This is a genomic window from Streptomyces sp. NPDC002520, from assembly GCF_053595235.1.
Genome location: NZ_JBSFXG010000018.1, coordinates 117,350 through 134,756, shown reverse-complemented (window position 1 = coordinate 134,756; position 17,407 = coordinate 117,350). Strand labels below are relative to the sequence as shown.

The window sequence follows — 17,407 nt, the reverse complement described above, 5'->3', positions numbered from 1 at the left end:
CCTGCCCTTCACCAGCCGCCCCGGAACGCCCGAGACCCTGAAGTGTTACGTATAACGTCGTCTCTCATACGTACCATGTGCGCTGTTCACACGTCCAGACGAAGGAGCAGGCACACGGTGGCACGCAGCAACACGCGACCGACCAGCCGTGACGTCGCCCAGGCAGCCGGAGTCTCCCAAGCCGCCGTCTCACTCGTCCTCGGCGACAAATGGCGCGGCCGGGTCTCCGAGACCACCGCCGAACGCGTCCGGGAAGCCGCACGCGACCTCGGCTACCGGCCCAACCTCGCCGCCCGCAACCTCCGCCTCGGCCACACCCGCACCGTCCTGCTCGTCGTACCGGCCCTGACCACCGAGTTCTTCGCCGGCGTCTACACCGGAGCCGCCCGCGTCGCCGCCCAACACGGCTTCGGCGTCGTCCTCTACCCCTCCCCCGAAGGCATCGGCCCTGCCCGCGACCCCTTCGCCTCCGCACAAGCCGCCCTCGACGGCGTCATCGCCTCCTCCATGGCCGCCGACGCCCTCACCGCCATCCGCGGCGACCAACTCCCCCTCGTCATGCTCGACAGCGACCCCAAAGGCAGCCTCGGCGCCGCCACCGTCAACCTCGACATCGCCGACGGCGTCCGCCAGGTCACCGACCACCTCCTCGGCCTCGGCCACCGCCACATCCTGCACCTCGCCGCCGACATCCCCTCCTGGACCTTCGACGTGCGCGCACGGGAGCTCGCGACGCGGCTCGCCGCCGTGCCGGGCACACAGATCCGAACCGCGACCGCCCCCATCTCCATCGAAGGCGCCCGCACCGCCACCGAAACCGCCCTCGCCGCCCCCGGCCCCCGCCCCACCGCCATCGTCTGCGACGACGACAAACTCGCCGCCGGCGCCTACAAGGCCCTGCGCCGCCTCGGGCTCAAAGTCCCCGACGACGTCTCCGTCACCGGCCTCGACGACCTCGCCCTCGCCACCGCCATCGACCCCGAGCTCACGACCGTACGACTGGACGCCGAACTGTTCGGAGAACGCGGAATGCAGGCCCTCCTCGCCGTCCTGGACGGCCGGGAACCCGAAGGCGGGGACATCCCCGTCGAACTCGTCGTCCGAGGCTCCACGGCACCGGCACGCCGCCCCTGAGAACGACAGACGCCCCGGCCGGAGAACCGACCGGGGCACCACGAAGCGGCCTGGATCACTCCTCGTCCGAGCTCTCCGCCTCCGTCGCCGCACCGTCCGCCTCCAGCAGACGGGACAGCTGACGACCCACGATCCGCTTGAACTTGCGCTTCTGGGGACGCGTACGATCCAGCACCGCGACCTCCAGACGCTCCGCGGGAATCTCCCGCTCACTGCCGTTGGTGTCACGGGACAGCGCCTGCACCGCCAGCTTCAGCGCCTCGGCCAGACTCATGCCCTCACGGTGCTGCTGATCCAGGAAGCTGCTGATCTGCTCCGCATTGCCACCCACCGCGACCGAACCGTGCTCATCCACGATCGAGCCGTCATGCGGCAGCCGGTAGATCTGGTCACCCTCCGGAGTCTCACCGACCTCCGCGACCACCAGCTCCACCTCGTACGGCTTCTCGGCCGCCGAGGAGAAGATCGTGCCCAGCGTCTGCGCATACACGTTCGCCAGACCACGGGCCGTCACATCATCACGGTCATAGGTGTAACCACGCAGGTCCGCATAGCGCACACCACCGATGCGCAGGTTCTCGTACTCGTTGTACTTACCGGCGGCCGCGAAACCGATCCGGTCATAGATCTCGCTGAACTTGTGCAGCGCACGGGACGGGTTCTCACCGACGAACACAATGCCGTCGGCGTACTGCAGCACAACCAGGCTGCGGCCACGGGCGATGCCCTTGCGGGCGTACTCCGCCCGGTCGGCCATGGCCTGCTGAGGTGAGACATAGAACGGCGTCGACACCGGTTATCCGTCCCTTTCTGTCATGGTCACTGGATCACCTTGAAAAGAACCGGGCCCGCGCTCAGAGCAGGGCGGCCTTGGGGCCGTCCGGCTCCTCCAGGCGCCGCTGGAGCACCGCACGGGAGAGCTCCGAGGACTCCTCCTCGGTGAGCCTGCGGAAGCCGTCCTCGGTGATCACGGTGATGATCGGGTAGATCCGGCGGGCGACATCGGGACCACCGGTCGCCGAGTCGTCGTCAGCCGCGTCGTAGAGAGCCTGGACCACCAACGTCGTGGCCTGCTCCTCGGACAGGTCGTCACGGAACAGCTTCTTCATCGCACCCCGCGCGAACAGCGAGCCGGAACCCGTCGACGCGAAGTTGTGCTCCTCGGAACGACCACCCGTGACGTCATAGGAGAAGATGCGCCCCTTCTCCCGGTCCACGTCGTACCCCGCGAACAGCGGCACCACGGCCAGACCCTGCATCGCCATACCCAGGTTGGAACGGATCATCGTCGACAACCGGTTCGCCTTGCCCTCCAGCGACAGCTGCGCACCCTCGACCTTCTCGAAGTGCTCCAGCTCCAGCTGGAAGAGCTTCACCATCTCCACGGCGAGACCGGCGGTGCCGGCGATACCGACGGCCGAGTACTCGTCCGCCGGGAACACCTTCTCGATGTCCCGCTGCGCGATGACATTGCCCATCGTGGCCCGGCGGTCACCGGCGAGCACCACGCCACCGGGGAACGTCACCGCCACGATCGTCGTCCCGTGCGGCGCCTCGATCACACCCTGGGTGGGCGGCAGCTGCCGCTTGCCGGGCAGCAGCTCGGGCTGGTGGTCCGACAGGAAGTCCATGAACGAAGAGGACCCAGGCGTCAGGAAGGCAGCTGGTAGACGCCCGGTGCCACGAGTATTGGCTTCCACGAGTTTCCTTCCAGGTAGGCAACAGCACGACGGCCGACGTCGGGATCGTCCCTCAATTTGCCGATGGCCGAATTGCAGTTGAAGCACAGTACGCCACGGACCCTACCCGTCTTGTGGCAGTGATCCACATGTACGGCCGGAGCGTCCAGACAGATCACGCAGAGCCCCCGCTGGGAGGCCACCATGGCATCACGCTCGGCTTCGGTGAGGCCGTAGTTGCGCTTCAGGTGGCCTTCGCGGCCCTTGACGGCACGACAAGACTTGCAACTCGTCGACAGGCCGTCGGAGGCTGTCGCGTTGCGGTGCCACTCGCTGTGCGGCTTGATCTCCCCGCAGCTCCGACAGAACTTTTGCCCCTCAGGCGTCTCCACCCTGGGTCGGACGTTCTTGCCCTTGGCCAGTTGCCGGGCCTGGTGGTAAGCGGCCACGCACTCCCGGCAATAGACCTGCAGCCCATCACGCATCGCCTTGTTGCGCGCGAACGCTGCCCGCGGCTTGTGCTGCTTGCACCGTGAGCAGCGCCTCACGCCTTCGTCGCTTCCCAACTCCGACTCCCCCACAGCCTTCGATTCGAAGGCTACTCGCCGCCTTTCTGAACGAAACTTCGAACGAAGTCCTCTGCATTCTCCTCCAGGACGTCGTCGATCTCGTCCAGGACGGAGTCCACGTCGTCGCTCAGCTTCTCGTGCCGCTCCTTGAGGTCCTCGGAGGCCTGCGCGTCCTGCGCCTGCTCCTCGACCTCCTCGGTGGAGCGTGTGGCCTTCTGCTGGCCGCCGCCGGTGTCCTTGGTTGCCATAACCCTCACCCCGCTCAGTTCGCCCGACATGGTCGACGGGTCGGCATTCCTGCCGATCGGTGATGATCAGACCCTACAAGCCGGGTCCGACATCGGCCCCGCAGTTTCGACAACGTACGGGGGCCATCTCGATGATTCCCGGGCGGCGGGATTTCCACCCTGTCCGCCCGGGGTGATGCGTGTGCGCGCTGGTAGTGCTCAGCCGCCTGACAGGACCCTGACCAGGTCTTCTGCCGTGCGGCAGCGGTCCAGCAGCTCCTTGACGTGATTTCGCGTTCCGCGTAGTGGTTCGAGGGTTGGCACCCGCTGGAGCGAGTCGTGTCCCGGGAGGTCGAAGATGACCGAGTCCCAGGAGGCGGCGGCCACGTCGTCGGCGTACTGCTCGAGGCAGCGGCCGCGGAAGTAGGCGCGGGTGTCCTCCGGGGGCTTGGTACGGGCCCTGTCGACCTCGGACTCGTCCAGGAGTCGCTTCATGCGCCCACGGGCGGCCAGGCGGTTGTAGAGGCCCTTCTCGGCGCGTACGTCGGCGTACTGGAGGTCGACGAGGTGGAGCCGGGCGGCGTCCCAGTCGAGGCCGTCGCGGCGACGGTAGCCCTCCATGAGTTCGCGCTTGGCGACCCAGTCGAGTTCGCCGGCGAGGCTCATGGGGTCGTTCTCGAGGCGGTTGAGGGTGTCCTCCCAGCGGGAGAGGACGTCCTTGGTCTGGTCGTCGGCGTCGGCCCCGAAGCGTTCCTCGACGTACTTGCGGGAGAGCTCGAAGTACTCCATCTGCAGTTGGACGGCGGTGAGTGTGCGGCCGCTGCGGAGGGTGACGAGGTGCTTGAGGGAGGGGTCGTGGGAGACCTGGTGGAGGGTGCGGACGGGCTGGTCGACGGCGAGGTCGACGGCGATGAAGCCGTCCTCGATCATCGACAGGATCAGGGCGGTCGTGCCGAGCTTGAGGTAGGTGGAGATCTCGGAGAGGTTCGCGTCGCCGATGATCACGTGCAGGCGGCGGTACTTCTCGGCGTCGGCGTGGGGTTCGTCGCGGGTGTTGATGATCGGGCGCTTGAGGGTGGTCTCCAGGCCGACCTCGACCTCGAAGTAGTCGGCGCGCTGGCTGAGCTGGAAGCCGTGTTCGTGGCCGTCCTGGCCGATGCCGACGCGGCCGGCCCCGGCGAAGACCTGGCGGGAGACGAAGAAGGGGGTGAGGTGGCGCACGATGTCGGAGAAGGCGGTTTCCCGCTTCATCAGGTAGTTCTCGTGCGTGCCGTAGCTGGCGCCCTTGTTGTCGGTGTTGTTCTTGTAGAGGTGGATGGGCTGGGCGCCGGGGAGCTGGGCGGCTCGTTCGGCGGCCTCGGCCATGATGCGTTCGCCGGCCTTGTCCCACAGGACGGCGTCGCGGGGATTGGTGACCTCGGGGGCGCTGTATTCGGGGTGGGCGTGGTCGACGTAGAGGCGGGCGCCGTTGGTGAGGATCACGTTGGCGAGGCCGATGTCCTCGTCGGTGAGCTGGCTGGAGTCGGCGGCCTCGCGGGCGAGGTCGAAGCCCCGGGCGTCTCGCAGCGGGTTCTCTTCCTCGAAGTCCCAGCGGGCTCGGCGGGCCCGGTGCATCGCCGCCGCGTAGGCGTTGACGATCTGGGACGAGGTGAGCATGGCATTGGCGTTGGGGTGGCCGGGGACGGAGATCCCGTACTCCGTCTCGATGCCCATTACTCGCCGTACGGTCATGCGGCCCTCCTTGCCCGGCGGCACCCTCGGTCGAGGGCGCCGCTCACGTACCGCTGGCGCTCCGGTGCGTGTGCGGTGCCCGTCCCCGCACTGCGCGACTCGGCGGTAGGAAAGAGCCTAGAACGCCTTTGCACTGGTGGGGAGATCATTTGCGTCATTGCCTGCTTCGGTCGTGGCCTGAAAAGCAGGAGGCTGCGGGTGCCCGTCGAGGGCACCCGCAGCCGCCCTGTCGTTACAGGTACTGACCAGTATTGGCCACTGTGTCGATGGAGCGTCCGGTGTCCGCGCCCTGCTTTCCGGTGATGAGGGTGCGGATGTAGACGATCCGTTCGCCCTTCTTGCCGGAGATTCGGGCCCAGTCGTCGGGGTTGGTGGTGTTGGGCAGGTCCTCGTTCTCCTTGAACTCGTCCACGCAGGCCTGGAGGAGGTGGGAGACGCGGAGGCCCTTCTGGCTCTTTTCGAGGAAGTCCTTGATGGCCATTTTCTTGGCGCGGCCCACGATGTTCTCGATCATGGCGCCGGAGTTGAAGTCCTTGAAGTAGAGGACTTCCTTGTCGCCGTTGGCGTAGGTGACTTCCAGGAAGCGGTTTTCCTCGGATTCGGCGTACATGTGCTCGACCGCCGTCTGGATCATGCTCTGGACGGTCGTCTCCTTGCTGCCGCCGTGCTCGCCGAGGTCGTCGGCGTGCAGCGGGAGCCGCTCGGTGAGGTACTTGCCGAAGATGTCCTTCGCGGCCTCGGCGTCCGGACGTTCGATCTTGATCTTCACGTCGAGCCGGCCGGGGCGGAGGATGGCGGGGTCGATCATGTCCTCGCGGTTGGAGGCGCCGATGACGACCACGTTCTGCAGGCCCTCGACACCGTCGATCTCAGCGAGCAGCTGGGGGACGATGGTGTTCTCCACGTCCGAGCTGACGCCGGAGCCGCGGGTGCGGAAGAGGGATTCCATCTCGTCGAAGAAGACGATGACGGGGGTGCCCTCGCTGGCCTTCTCACGCGCGCGCTGGAAGACGAGGCGGATCTGTCGCTCGGTCTCGCCGACGTACTTGTTGAGGAGTTCCGGGCCCTTGATGTTGAGGAAGAAGCTCTTGCCGGCTGCCTGGCCGGTGACCTCGGCGACCTTCTTGGCGAGCGAGTTCGCGACGGCCTTGGCGATCAGCGTCTTGCCGCAGCCGGGAGGGCCGTAGAGAAGGACGCCCTTGGGCGGGCGCAGCTCGTGCTCCTTGAACAGGTCCGGGTAGAGGTAGGGCAGCTCGACCGCGTCGCGGATCGCCTCGATCTGGTTGCCGAGGCCGCCGATCTGCTCGTAGCCGATGTCGGGGACCTCTTCGAGGACGAGTTCCTCGACCTCGCTCTTGGGCACGACCTCGTAGACGTAGCCGGAGCGGGGTTCGAGGAGGAGGGCGTCGCCGGGGCGGATGGTGACGTCCAGCAGCGGCTCGGCGAGCCGTACCACCCGTTCCTCGTCGGTGTGCCCCAGCACGAGGGCGCGTTCGCCGTCCTCGAGGATCTCCTTGAGGGTGACGATGTCGCCGACGCTCTCGTACTCCATGGCTTCGACCACGTTGAGCGCCTCGTTGAGCATGACTTCCTGGCCGCGCCGGAGGTCTTCGAGTTCGACGCTCGGGCTGACGTTGACGCGGAGCTTGCGGCCGCCGGTGAAGATGTCGGCGGTGCCGTCCTCGTTGGCCTGAAGGAAGACTCCGAAGCCGGCCGGCGGCTGGGCGAGCCGGTCGACTTCTTCCTTGAGGGCCACGATCTGGTCGCGGGCCTCGCGGAGCGTGTTGGCCAGTCGCTCGTTCTGGGCGGAGACGCCGGCCAGGTTGGTCTGCAGCTCGACGATCCGCTCTTCGAGAATCCTCGTGTGTCGCGGAGAGTCGGCGAGCTTGCGGCGCAGGACGGCGATCTCCTGCTCAAGGTAGGCGATCTGCCCGGCCGGGTCGTCGGACCCTCGTCCCGGGCGGATGCCGCGGTTCATGTCGTCGTCGTGGGCTGCCACGGTCCTCACCTCCTCCAAGGGGAGCTGGACGCTTCCAGACCCTACCTGGGTGGGTGTCGATTGAAACCCCTAGATCACAAAGACTGTCAAGGTGTGTCGTCGGTCACCCGGTGCGCTCCCTCTCGCACGGAGGGGATACCCACTCAACGTGATTCGGAAGCGACTTGTTCCTGGCTCGAGGTGGTCAAAACCCTTCGTGACTGGCTGGAGTTGTCCGTTCCGGGCCGGTCGGCCAGTACGCGGGCATGGGTGGGGGCGCTCGCGCGGTCATCACGCAGAGCGACGATTGGGGCGGTCGATGTCACGTGCGGGGCGGCCTGAAGTGATTGCTCGGGTGGTGCGGGGCCGTCGTCCCCGGTCGTGCGCGTGTACCCGAGGGGGTGCGGGAGGAAACCCCGCACCCCGTCGCACAGGGCGGGAAAGCTGGCGGAGGTAGGGTCTGGGGTGTTCAACGACCGCTGGAGCGGACCCGACTGGCCTTCGTGCCCCGGTCACCGTCCGGCGAACCGACGGCAGGAGAGGTGACCGTGCAGCAGGAGGCCCCGGGCGGCGAGGCGCTGGAGGTCTGGATCGACCAGGACCTGTGTACCGGCGACGGGATCTGCGCCCAGTACGCCCCTGAGGTGTTCGAGCTGGACATCGACGGACTGGCCTATGTGAAGGGCGCCGACGACGAGCTGCTCCAGGAGGCGGGGGCGACGACGCCGGTGCCGCTGACCCTGCTCACGGATGTCGTGGACTCCGCGAAGGAGTGTCCCGGGGACTGCATCCACGTGCGCCGGGTTTCGGACAGGGTCGAGGTGTACGGGCCCGACGCGGACTGAGTCCGGGCCGGGCCCGGTGCGTCACACGCTGTGGGCCTCGGCCGGGGTGGAGCGGACGAACGCGCTGCCGTTCCACTGCCACTTGGCCTGCGTCTTCACGTCGGGGCAGCAACTGGGCACGTCGACGGAGGAGTAGCCGAGCAGGGTGGCGGTGACCGCCCGCTCGCGCAGGGCGAAGTCGGTCACGGTGAGCCGGTCCTCGGGGTCGACGAGCGTGGCGACCACGCGGGCCCCGGGGCCGTCGGCGGCGCGGGTGAGGACGTAGACGGCGTCCGGTGGGGTGCCCATCGCGGAGTCGCAGTGCACCACGGCGACGGTCTCGGGTCTGCCGTCCCCGTCGAGGTCACCTGTGGCCTTCTTGGCCACCACCGCCTTCACCGGACCGCACTGGAGCGGGAAGGCCACGCCGGTCGTGCTGGGCGGGGCGACGGTGGTGGGGGCGGTCTTGGCCTCGGTGCCGGTGAGGGCCTGGGCGGCGGTGGCGGATCCGGGCTGGACCAGCGAGGACAGGGCGATCACGCCGGCGACTGCGGTGGCGGTGCCGACCCAGTGGATGGGCCGGGTGTTCGTGTGGGCGAGCTCCGGGACGGCGGATTGCTGCACGAGGAGTGTCTCCTGTGAGGGCTGTGCCGGTGAGGGGGTGGCCTGCATGGTGCCACACGTCACAGTGCGGGGGAACGGCGGGGTCGGTCCGGGGTTCGCGCGGGCGACGAATCCGCGAATCCGCGCGCGCGGGGGTCGTACGTGCCCCGGTGCCGGGTCAACGCGTGGGCGCCGTGGCCGAGTTCCCGATGCGGGTGGGGAACTCGGGCACGGCGCCCTTGCGTTGTGCCGGGTGTGGGGGCCGGTCAGCGGCCGGTGCCGCCGTCGGCGTTGGGTCCGGCGTAGTCCTCGCCGTAGGCGCCCTTGGCGGGGCGGCGGCGGCGCATGGGGGGCTCGACGCCGTCGGCGAGGCGGCGGGCGGTGAGCAGGAAGCCGGTGTGGCCGATCATCCGGTGGTCCGGGCGGACGGCGAGGCCCTCGATGTGCCAGTTGCGGATCATGGTCTCCCAGGCGGTCGGCTCGTTGAAGCAGCCGATCTCCCGGATGGACTCGACGGTCCGGGCGAGCTGGGTGGTGGTGGCCACGTAGCAGCACAGGATGCCGCCGGGGACGAGGGCCTTGGAGACGGCTTCCAGGCACTCCCAGGGCGCGAGCATGTCGAGGATGACGCGGTCGACGTCGGTGTCGGAGAGGTTGTCCTGGAGGTCGCCGACGGTGAGCTGCCAGGCGGGGTGGGGGCCGCCGAAGTAGCGCTCCACGTTCTGCTGGGCGATCTCGGCGAAGTCCTCGCGGCGCTCGTAGGAGTGCAGCATGCCCTGGTCGCCGATGGCGCGCAGCAGGAAGCTGCTGAGCGAGCCGGAGCCGACGCCGGCCTCCACGACGCGGGCGCCGGGGAAGATGTCGGCGAAGGCGAGGATCTGCCCCGCGTCCTTCGGGTAGACGACGGCTGCCCCGCGGGGCATGGACAGGACGTAGTCGGGGAGCAGGGGGCGCAGCGCGAGGTAGGCGACGTTGCCGGTGGTGCGGACAACGCTGCCCTCGGGAGCGCCGATCAGTTCGTCGTGCGGGAAGGAGCCCTTGTGGGTGTGGAAGTTCTTCCCGGCTTCGAGCGTGAACGTGTAGTGGCGGCCCTTGGGGTCGGTCAGCTGAACCTGGTCCCCGACCTTGAAGGGCCCGCGCCTGCGGGCGGCACCGGTCGGTTCGGACATGTGACCAGCCTACCGGGGTTTGTGGGGGCCGCCGACCATGTGCGCTCCGCTGTCTAGGAGGGTCTGGCCATGGCCCTGACGAAGGCGCGCTCGACGTCGGCGGCGGACAGGACGCCGTAGATCTCGCCGCTCTCCTCGACGACGAGGTACTCGGTGGCGGGGGTGGCACGCAGGGTGTCGAGGAGTTCCTCGCCGGCGAGTTCGGCGGAGACGCGCATGCCGTCGGTGAGGTCCTGGGCGAGGCCGCTGACGGGGACCCAGGGGCGGCGGTGTTCGGGTACGCCGACGATGGCGGCCTCGCGGACGAGGGAGAGGGGGTTGCCGTGGGCGTCGACGACGACCAGGGCGCGGGCGCCGGCGGCGTTGGCGCGGCGCAGGGCCTCGGAGAGCGGGGTGTCGGTCTCGACGGGTACGGCGCGCCGGGTCAGGGCGCGGGCGCGCAGTTCGGGGAGGTGTTCGCGCAGCCGGGCCATGCGCAGGCTGTTGCCGGCGCCGGTCCAGATGATGGCGGCGAGGATGGCCGCGAGCAGGGCGTCGGTGACGGTGTCCATGCCGCGGAGGTCTCCGCCGCCGCCGAAGGCGTCGGACTGGTTGAGCAGGGGGAGGCCGACGAGGACGGAGAGGGCGAGGGCACGGCCGACCCAGGCGGCGGCGACGGTGCCGCTCATGGGTTTGCCGGTGATCTTCCAGACCACGGCGCGGAGCATGCGGCCGCCGTCGAGGGGCAGGCCGGGCAGGAGGTTGAAGATGGCGACGATGAGGTTGGAGATCATCAGTCCGGCCAGCAGGACGCCGGGGACGCTGTCGGGCTCGACCGGTTTCAGGGCCAGGTAGAACACTCCGGCGAGGACGAGGGAGAGGAGTGGGCCGACGAAGGCCAGGACGAACTCCCGGCCCGGGGTCTCGGCCTCTTTCTCGATCTCGGAGACGCCGCCGAAGAACTGGAGCTGGATGCGGCGGACGGGAAGCTTGAAGCGGATCGCGGCGACCGTGTGGGCCAGCTCGTGGACCAGGACGGAGGCGTAGAAGGCGACCGCGAAGAACAGGGAGACCAGGTAGCGGGCGGCGCCCAGCTCGGGCAGGACGCGGTCGAGCTGGCCGCCGAAGACCCAGGTGATCAGGGCGGCGACGAGGAACCAGCTCGGCGCCACGTACACCGGTACTCCGAAGGGCCTGCCCATGAGGATGCCCCCGCCGGGCTCCTTGGGCCGTGGCTGCGGCGGCTCTTGTCTGGCGATCCCGGAGTGCGCCAGCGTGCGGTGCTCGGTGCCTTCGGCGACGGCGCGGGCGCCCCGCTTCTCGTTCTGGCCGGCCGCGGGTGCCTCGTCGACGACGCGACCCTCGCTGGCGGCGTCGGTCTCGGGGCTCGCGGTCTGCGCGTCCGGGCGGGGCGTCGACTCCGGGCTCTCGGTCCGCGCGTCCGGACCGGGCACCGGCTCCGGGCTCACGGTCCGGGTGTCGGCACCGGTCGTCGGCTCGGGGCGTGCGGTCTTCGTCGGCTCGGGGCGTGCGGCCGTCTCGTCCTGGCCGTTCACCGGCTGCGGCTTCGCGGCCGAGGCGTCCGCTGTGGACGTGGGCTCCGGGCTCGCAGTCACGTCGGTGTCGCCGGCCGCGGTCGGCTCCGGGCTCGGCACGTCGCTCGCCCCGCTCTCCCCCTGAGCCTTCGGCTGTGGATCGCCCGCGCCGCTCGCCGCGTCGGCCTTCGGTTCCGGGCTCGCCGGGCCGTTCTCCTCCGGGGCCTTCGGCTCCGGATCGCCCGCGCCGCTCTCCCCGTCGGCCGCCGGCTCCGGATGCTCGGCCGTGGCCGGCTTGCGGTCCGCCGGGGGCTGGGCGGTGGGGTCGGGGGACGGGGCCGCGTCGGGGTGGTCGGCGGGGTCGGTCGTCGGGGTGGTTGCGCCCGCGGGCTGGTCGGTCGGCTCGTCGTTGCCGGACCGCGGCTGCCCGCTCCCGCCGCTCACGTCCACGGTGTCCCCTCGTTCGAAGCGTCTTCCGCGCCTGTAGGGACGGAAGGGTCTCGGGTCGATGGTATGCGGCCGTGGTGACGCGTTCCGCCCCGGCACCCCTTGTGTTTGCCCGGAGGCGCCGGGCTGACCCGGGCTGTGGCTGGGTGACTGTCAGTGGTGGGCCGTATGGTCTGTGGACATGGACAGCAGCAGCGAGGACACGGGCGGCCTGCCGGGCGGTGCGGGCGAGGGCACGGACCCGGTGTCGGGGCCTGGTGAGAGGGCGGCGGGTGTCGTCGGCGAGGGTTCGGGCAGGCCGGGTGCCGAGCGTGTCGTCGTCGCGCCGTCGTCGCTGTCTCCGTCGCGGGCCAGTGACTTCATGCAGTGTCCGCTGCTGTACCGGTTCCGGGTGATCGACCGGCTGCCGGAGAAGCCGAGCGAGGCGGCGACGCGGGGCACGCTGGTGCACGCGGTGCTGGAGCGGTTGTTCGACGCGCCGGCGGCGGAGCGGACCGCGCCGCAGGCCAAGGCGCTGATCCCGGGGCAGTGGGACCGGCTGCGGGAGAGTCGTCCGGAGATCACCGAGCTGTTCGCGGACGACGCGGAGGGCGAGCGGCTGGCCCGCTGGCTCGGTGAGGCGGAGCTGCTCGTGGAGCGGTGGTTCTCGCTGGAGGATCCGACGCGGCTGGAGCCGGCCGAGCGGGAGCTGTTCGTCGAGGCGGAGCTGGATTCGGGGTTGCGACTGCGCGGGATCATCGACCGGGTGGACGTGGCGCCGACCGGTGAGGTGCGCATCGTCGACTACAAGACGGGCAAGGCGCCGCGGCCCCAGTACGCCGAGGGCGCGCTGTTCCAGATGAAGTTCTACGCCCTGGTGGTGTGGCGGCTGAAGAACGTGATCCCGCGGCGGCTTCAGCTGGTGTATCTCGGCAGCGGGGACGTGCTGACGTACGACCCGGTTCTCGCCGACCTGGAGCGGGTGGAGCGAAAGCTGCTCGCGCTGTGGGAGGCGATCCGGGAGGCGACGGAGACGGGTGAGTGGCGGCCGCGGCCGACGAAGTTGTGCGGCTGGTGCGATCACCAGGCGCACTGCCCGGAGTTCGGTGGTACTCCCCCGCCGTATCCGTTGCCGGTGAGGGCGGGCGAGTCGGGGGCGGGGGCCCAGGGCAGAATGGGGCCGGACTAGCGAAGGAGTGTCACCGTGGCCATCCGCGTCCTACTGGTCGACGACCAGCCGCTGCTGCGTACCGGCTTCCGGATGATCCTGGAGGCCGAACAGGATCTTGCGGTCGTCGGCGAGGCCGGTGACGGTCTGCAGGCCCTTGATCAGGTGCGTGCCCTGCAGCCGGATGTCGTGCTGATGGACATCCGTATGCCCCGGATGGACGGGGTGGAGGCGACCCGGCAGATCACCGGGCCCGAGCGGGACGGTCCGGCGAAGGTGCTGGTGCTGACCACGTTCGATCTGGACGAGTACGTGGTGGAGGCGCTGCGCGCGGGGGCCAGTGGCTTTCTGCTGAAGGACGCGCCCGCGAACGAGCTGGTGCAGGCGATCCGGGTGGTGGCGGCCGGCGAGGCGATGCTGGCGCCCAGTATCACGCGCCGTCTGCTGGACAAGTACGCCACTCACCTGCCCTCGGGCGAGGAGCCGGTGCCCGACACCCTGCACACGCTCACGGACCGTGAGGTCGAGGTGCTGAAGCTGGTTGCGCGCGGCCTGTCCAACGCCGAGATCGCCGCGGATCTGTTCGTCAGCGAGACGACGGTGAAGACGCATGTGGGGCATGTGCTGACCAAGCTGGGTCTGCGGGACCGGGTGCAGGCGGCGGTGTACGCCTACGAGAGCGGCCTGGTGCGCCCCGGAGCGCAGTAAGTAGGGCGCAGGGCGTCGTACCAGGGCTACGAGCGACGGCACAGGGCGGTGCTTCCTCCTGGGAAGCACCGCCCTGTGTTCGGCTGTGGGCCCGCTCAGCTCTTGCTGAGTTCCCAGAAGCGGAACACCGTGGAGGCGTCGAGGCAGTACTCGAGGCCGTAGACGCCGTCGCGGACGACGGCGTACTGCTTGGCCTGCCAGACGGGCAGGACGGGCAGTTCGTCGGCGACGATGTCCTGGAGCCTGCTGAAGTCCTTGTCGGTGGCGGAGCGGTCGCTCTGCGCGGCCGTGCCGGGGATGAGGGAGCCGGTGATCCGGTTGTTGTCGTAGTTGTTGTCGAGGACGTTGCCCTTGCCGAAGAAGGGCGCCGTGAAGTTGTCGGCGTCCGGGTAGTCGGGCACCCAGCCCTTGACGTAGACGCCGTACTTGCCGGCGGCGATGTCCTTCTCGTACTGGTTGAAGGCGACGGACTGGACGTCGGCGTCGAACAGGCCGCTGGCGTTGAGCTGGCCGGCTATGGCCTTGAGTTCGGCGTCGGTGGCGGGGCCGTAGCGGGACGGCGTGGACCACAGGGTCAGCTTGACCTTGCCGGTGATGCCGGCGGCTTGCAGCGCCTGGGCGGCCTTGTCCTTGGAGGGGCGGGCGCCGTAGGTGTCGAAGAAGGCGGTGTTGTGGCCCGCGATACCGGCCGGGATGATCGAGTAGAGCGGGGTGGCGGTGCCCTGGTAGACGTCGTGGATGAGGGCGTCGCGGTCGATCAGGTAGGCCATGGCCTTGCGGACGCCGAGCTTTCCGGCGACCGGGTCCTTCATGTTGAAGACCAGGTGCTGGACCTCGGCGCTGCTGCCCTCGATGACGTCGACGCCCTTGCTGCCGTCCTGCTGGTCGAGGCCGGCGATGTCGGTGGCGGTCAGGCCTCGGTAGGCGATGTCGACGTCGCCCTTGAGGAGGGCCTGCTTCAGGGCGGTGCGGTCGCCGTGGAAGAACTTGAGGGTGACGCCGGAGTTCTTGACCTTGGCGGTGCCCTTGTAGTGGGAGTTGACCGAGAAGACGGCCTTGTCCTTGTCGAAGGAGTCCAGCGTGTACGGGCCGGAGCCGACGGCCTTGTCGTCGCTGCGCAGCGCGCCGGCCTCGTACTGGCGGTGGTCGACGATGGAGCCCGCGCCGGAGGCGATCTTGCTGGGGAAGGTGGCGTCGGGGACCTTGAGCCGGAAGACGACGGTCTTGGCGTCGGGGGTCTCGACCTTGTCGAGCGACGGGAACATGATCGCCGGTCCGGCGGCGTCGTTGATCTTCAGCATGCGGTCGAAGGAGAACTTGACGTCCTCGGAGGTGAGGTCGTCACCGTTGCTGAACTGCAGGCCGGGCTTGAGTTCGCACTTGTAGACGGTGGCCCGGTCGTCGGTGAAGGTGCACTGCTTGGCGGCCTCAGGCTCGGGCTGTGTGCCGCCGCGGGGGAAGCTGAGCAGTGACTGGAAGACGTTGTTGAACAGCAGCCAGGAGCCGGGGTCGTAGCCGGACGCCGGGTCTGTGGCGAGGACGTCGTCGGACATCCCCATCACCACCGAGGAGCCGGTGCCCCCGGAGCCACCGTTGTCGGATCCGCAGCCGGTCAACAGGCCGGAGGCCAGTCCCGCCACGATCGCCAGGGCCGGCCACTGGTTGCGCATGTTCACTGCATGTGCCTTGTCGTCGATTCGTCACCCCGGGGCCACCGTCCCTGGCCCCGGGCCCAACAGAGACGTCAGCCGCTCACACCACGGCCGAGTTCCCACAGCTGAAGCATCGAGGTGGAGTTCAGGGCGTACGAGACGCCCGTGATGTCGTCGCGCGCGGCGACGTACTGCTTGCCCTGCCACAGGGGCAGGACCGGTACGTCCTCGGCGACGGTGTCCTGGATCTCCGTCAGGCTCTTGGCGGCGTTGAGCCGGTCCGCCGCGCGCCGGGACTGGGGGATCAGGGAGCGCTGGATCGCGGCGTTCGTGTACGGCGACTTGAGGACGTTGTCCTTGTCGAGGAACGGGGCGAGGAAGTTGTCCGCGTCCGGGAAGTCGGGGAACCAGCCCATGCCGTAGACGTCGTAGTCGCCCTTGAGTTCGGCGGGCCGGAAGGTTTCCCAGGGGTGGCCCTGGATGGTGACCTGGAAGAGACCGCTGCCGTTGAGCTGCTTCCGCAGGATCTCGAACTCCTGCTTGGTGGCCGAGCCATAGTGGTCGGTGGTGTAGTGCAGGGTGAGCTTCACCGGGGTGGCGATGCCGGCCTTGGCGAGCAGCGTCCTGGCCTTGGCGACGCTGGGGGTGCCGTACTTGTTGAAGAACGAGTTGGAGTGGCCGGTGAGGGTGGCCGGGACGAGCGAGTACAGCGGCTCGGCCTGGCTGCCGTAGACCTTGGAGACGAGTTCGCCCCGGTCGATGATCTGGGCGATCGCCTGGCGGACCGCCTTGCTCTTGACCACGGGCGCGTTCGTGTTGAAGGCCAGGTAGCGGATCTCCATGCCTGGCATGTCGACGAGGTCGGCGTTCTTGTCGGAGCCGGCGTCGAGCTGCTGGATCTGGTGGGGCGACATGTTGCGGGTCATGACGTCGATGTCACCCTTGTCGATCGCGGCGCCCATGGCGTCCGCGGTCGCGTAGGAGCGCATCACGACCTTGTCGTTGTTCACCGGAACGCTGCCCTTGTACGAGGGGTTCTTGGTGAACGTGGCGCTGGTGATCGCGTCGCCCTTGATGTCGGCCTTGAACGTGTAGGGGCCGGAGCCGGTGACGTCGAAGCCGTCGCGCAGCTTGTTCTTGGGGTAGTCCTTGGGGTCGACGATGCCGGCGACCGGGGTGGACAGCTTGAACGGGAAGGTGGCGTCGGCGGACTTGAGGTGGAAGATGACGTCGCGGTCGCCCTGGGTCTCGACGGTGTCGATGGTGTTGAGCAGGCCGGCGACACCACTGTCGGCGTTGATGTGCAGCACGCGCTCGATGGAGTACTTGACGTCGTCGGCCGTGATCTTGTCGCCGTCGGCGAAGGTCAGGCCGTCCCGCAGGGTGCAGGCGTAGCGCTCGCTGCCGCTGTCGGTGAAGCGGCAGTTCTCCGCGGCCTCGGGCACCGGGTTGCCGTCGCCCTTGGGCTGGGCCATGAGGGTCTGCTGGGTCTGGCGCAGGATGTTCCAGGCGCCGACGTCGTAGGCGGAGGCGGGGTCGAGCGGCGCCGGGTTGTCGCTCGTGGCCGCGAACCGGTCCGTGGTGCCGACGACGATGGCGTCGCCGTTCTTGCTCCCGCTGTCGGCTCCGCCGCACGCGGCGAGAACCGGGGTGAGCAGGCCGGCCACTGCCGGCAGCACCAGAGTCTTGCGGTTCATGCGGGGCTTTCTCCAGAGCTGTTCGATTTCCGAGCGCCCGGCATGCGAGGGTGGTGCGGCGGGATCTCGGGGGGTTGCTGCGATGTTCTCGCGACGAGATTAGACCGCGCCCGCAGGAGCGTTCGCAGCCGCGTGAGTTGAGGCCTCATCACGCAGTGAAACCGGGTGCGGACAGACCGAAAACCCGACAGCGGCATGATTAGTGCAGCGATTCACCAATCGGGACACAAGGGCGGGCCGGTCCGCCCGAATACTGGACGGTCAGCACACAGAGTGACCATTGTCGAGACCGGTGGGCGTGGTGAACGTCACAAATGCAACTGCGTTG

General features: G+C 69.0%; 15 protein-coding genes. 4 read left to right on the top strand and 11 right to left on the bottom strand.

The window, feature by feature from the left end; genetic code table 11:
- Positions 1 to 117 precede the first annotated feature (117 nt).
- On the top strand, positions 118 to 1,134 hold the full coding sequence (locus tag ACWD5D_RS24825; RefSeq protein WP_451374935.1) for a LacI family DNA-binding transcriptional regulator: 1,017 nt from the start codon (positions 118 to 120) through the stop codon (positions 1,132 to 1,134).
- Between the two features lie 55 nt (positions 1,135 to 1,189).
- Here the strand turns inward: ACWD5D_RS24825 and prcA are convergent, their stop codons facing one another.
- The 6 genes from prcA to arc all read right to left on the bottom strand — a co-directional run bounded on the left by prcA (position 1,190) and on the right by arc (position 7,339).
- Positions 1,190 to 1,927 (bottom strand): proteasome subunit alpha, encoded by a 738-nt coding sequence (prcA, locus tag ACWD5D_RS24820; protein WP_451374934.1) that lies wholly within the window; start codon positions 1,925 to 1,927, stop codon positions 1,190 to 1,192.
- Positions 1,928 to 1,988: 61 nt separating this feature from the next.
- On the bottom strand, positions 1,989 to 2,834 hold the full coding sequence (gene prcB / locus ACWD5D_RS24815) for a proteasome subunit beta (protein ID WP_451374933.1): 846 nt from the start codon (positions 2,832 to 2,834) through the stop codon (positions 1,989 to 1,991).
- Positions 2,786 to 3,379, bottom strand: a complete 594-nt coding sequence (locus ACWD5D_RS24810; RefSeq protein ID WP_451374932.1) for an endonuclease VII domain-containing protein — start codon at positions 3,377 to 3,379, stop codon at positions 2,786 to 2,788. The genes prcB and ACWD5D_RS24810 overlap by 49 nt, the downstream gene beginning before the upstream one ends.
- Before the next feature lie 32 nt (positions 3,380 to 3,411).
- Positions 3,412 to 3,630, bottom strand: coding sequence for a ubiquitin-like protein Pup (locus tag ACWD5D_RS24805; protein ID WP_020939002.1), 219 nt, complete (start codon positions 3,628 to 3,630; stop codon positions 3,412 to 3,414).
- Between the two features lie 198 nt (positions 3,631 to 3,828).
- Positions 3,829 to 5,340: a depupylase/deamidase Dop gene (gene dop, locus ACWD5D_RS24800; protein WP_451374931.1), complete on the bottom strand. Its 1,512-nt coding sequence runs from the start codon at positions 5,338 to 5,340 to the stop codon at positions 3,829 to 3,831.
- A gap of 232 nt (positions 5,341 to 5,572) precedes the next feature.
- Positions 5,573 to 7,339: a proteasome ATPase gene (gene arc, locus ACWD5D_RS24795; protein ID WP_451374930.1), complete on the bottom strand. Its 1,767-nt coding sequence runs from the start codon at positions 7,337 to 7,339 to the stop codon at positions 5,573 to 5,575.
- 521 nt (positions 7,340 to 7,860) lie between these two features.
- Here arc and ACWD5D_RS24790 point away from each other — a divergent pair.
- Positions 7,861 to 8,163, top strand: coding sequence for a ferredoxin (locus ACWD5D_RS24790; RefSeq protein ID WP_451374929.1), 303 nt, complete (start codon positions 7,861 to 7,863; stop codon positions 8,161 to 8,163).
- 21 nt (positions 8,164 to 8,184) lie between these two features.
- On the opposite strand, the gene ACWD5D_RS24785 is transcribed toward ACWD5D_RS24790, so the two are convergent.
- The 3 genes from ACWD5D_RS24785 to ACWD5D_RS24775 form a co-directional block, all read right to left on the bottom strand.
- Positions 8,185 to 8,766: a hypothetical protein gene (locus ACWD5D_RS24785; RefSeq protein ID WP_451374928.1), complete on the bottom strand. Its 582-nt coding sequence runs from the start codon at positions 8,764 to 8,766 to the stop codon at positions 8,185 to 8,187.
- Between the two features lie 245 nt (positions 8,767 to 9,011).
- Positions 9,012 to 9,914: a tRNA (adenine-N1)-methyltransferase gene (locus ACWD5D_RS24780; RefSeq protein WP_031162116.1), complete on the bottom strand. Its 903-nt coding sequence runs from the start codon at positions 9,912 to 9,914 to the stop codon at positions 9,012 to 9,014.
- 53 nt (positions 9,915 to 9,967) lie between these two features.
- Entirely contained in the window at positions 9,968 to 11,878 is a 1,911-nt protein-coding gene (locus tag ACWD5D_RS24775) for a site-2 protease family protein (RefSeq protein WP_451374927.1), read from the bottom strand.
- Between the two features lie 178 nt (positions 11,879 to 12,056).
- On the opposite strand from ACWD5D_RS24775, the gene ACWD5D_RS24770 reads away from it, so the two are divergent.
- Positions 12,057 to 13,043, top strand: a complete 987-nt coding sequence (locus ACWD5D_RS24770; protein WP_451374926.1) for a RecB family exonuclease — start codon at positions 12,057 to 12,059, stop codon at positions 13,041 to 13,043.
- A gap of 15 nt (positions 13,044 to 13,058) precedes the next feature.
- Positions 13,059 to 13,730 (top strand): response regulator, encoded by a 672-nt coding sequence (locus ACWD5D_RS24765; protein WP_205383608.1) that lies wholly within the window; start codon positions 13,059 to 13,061, stop codon positions 13,728 to 13,730.
- A gap of 95 nt (positions 13,731 to 13,825) precedes the next feature.
- Here the strand turns inward: ACWD5D_RS24765 and ACWD5D_RS24760 are convergent, their stop codons facing one another.
- Together ACWD5D_RS24760 and ACWD5D_RS24755 are read right to left on the bottom strand one after the other, a co-directional pair.
- Positions 13,826 to 15,406, bottom strand: coding sequence for an ABC transporter substrate-binding protein (locus tag ACWD5D_RS24760; protein ID WP_451374925.1), 1,581 nt, complete (start codon positions 15,404 to 15,406; stop codon positions 13,826 to 13,828).
- Between the two features lie 68 nt (positions 15,407 to 15,474).
- On the bottom strand, positions 15,475 to 17,079 hold the full coding sequence (locus ACWD5D_RS24755; protein ID WP_451374924.1) for an ABC transporter substrate-binding protein: 1,605 nt from the start codon (positions 17,077 to 17,079) through the stop codon (positions 15,475 to 15,477).
- Positions 17,080 to 17,407: the final 328 nt, after the last annotated feature.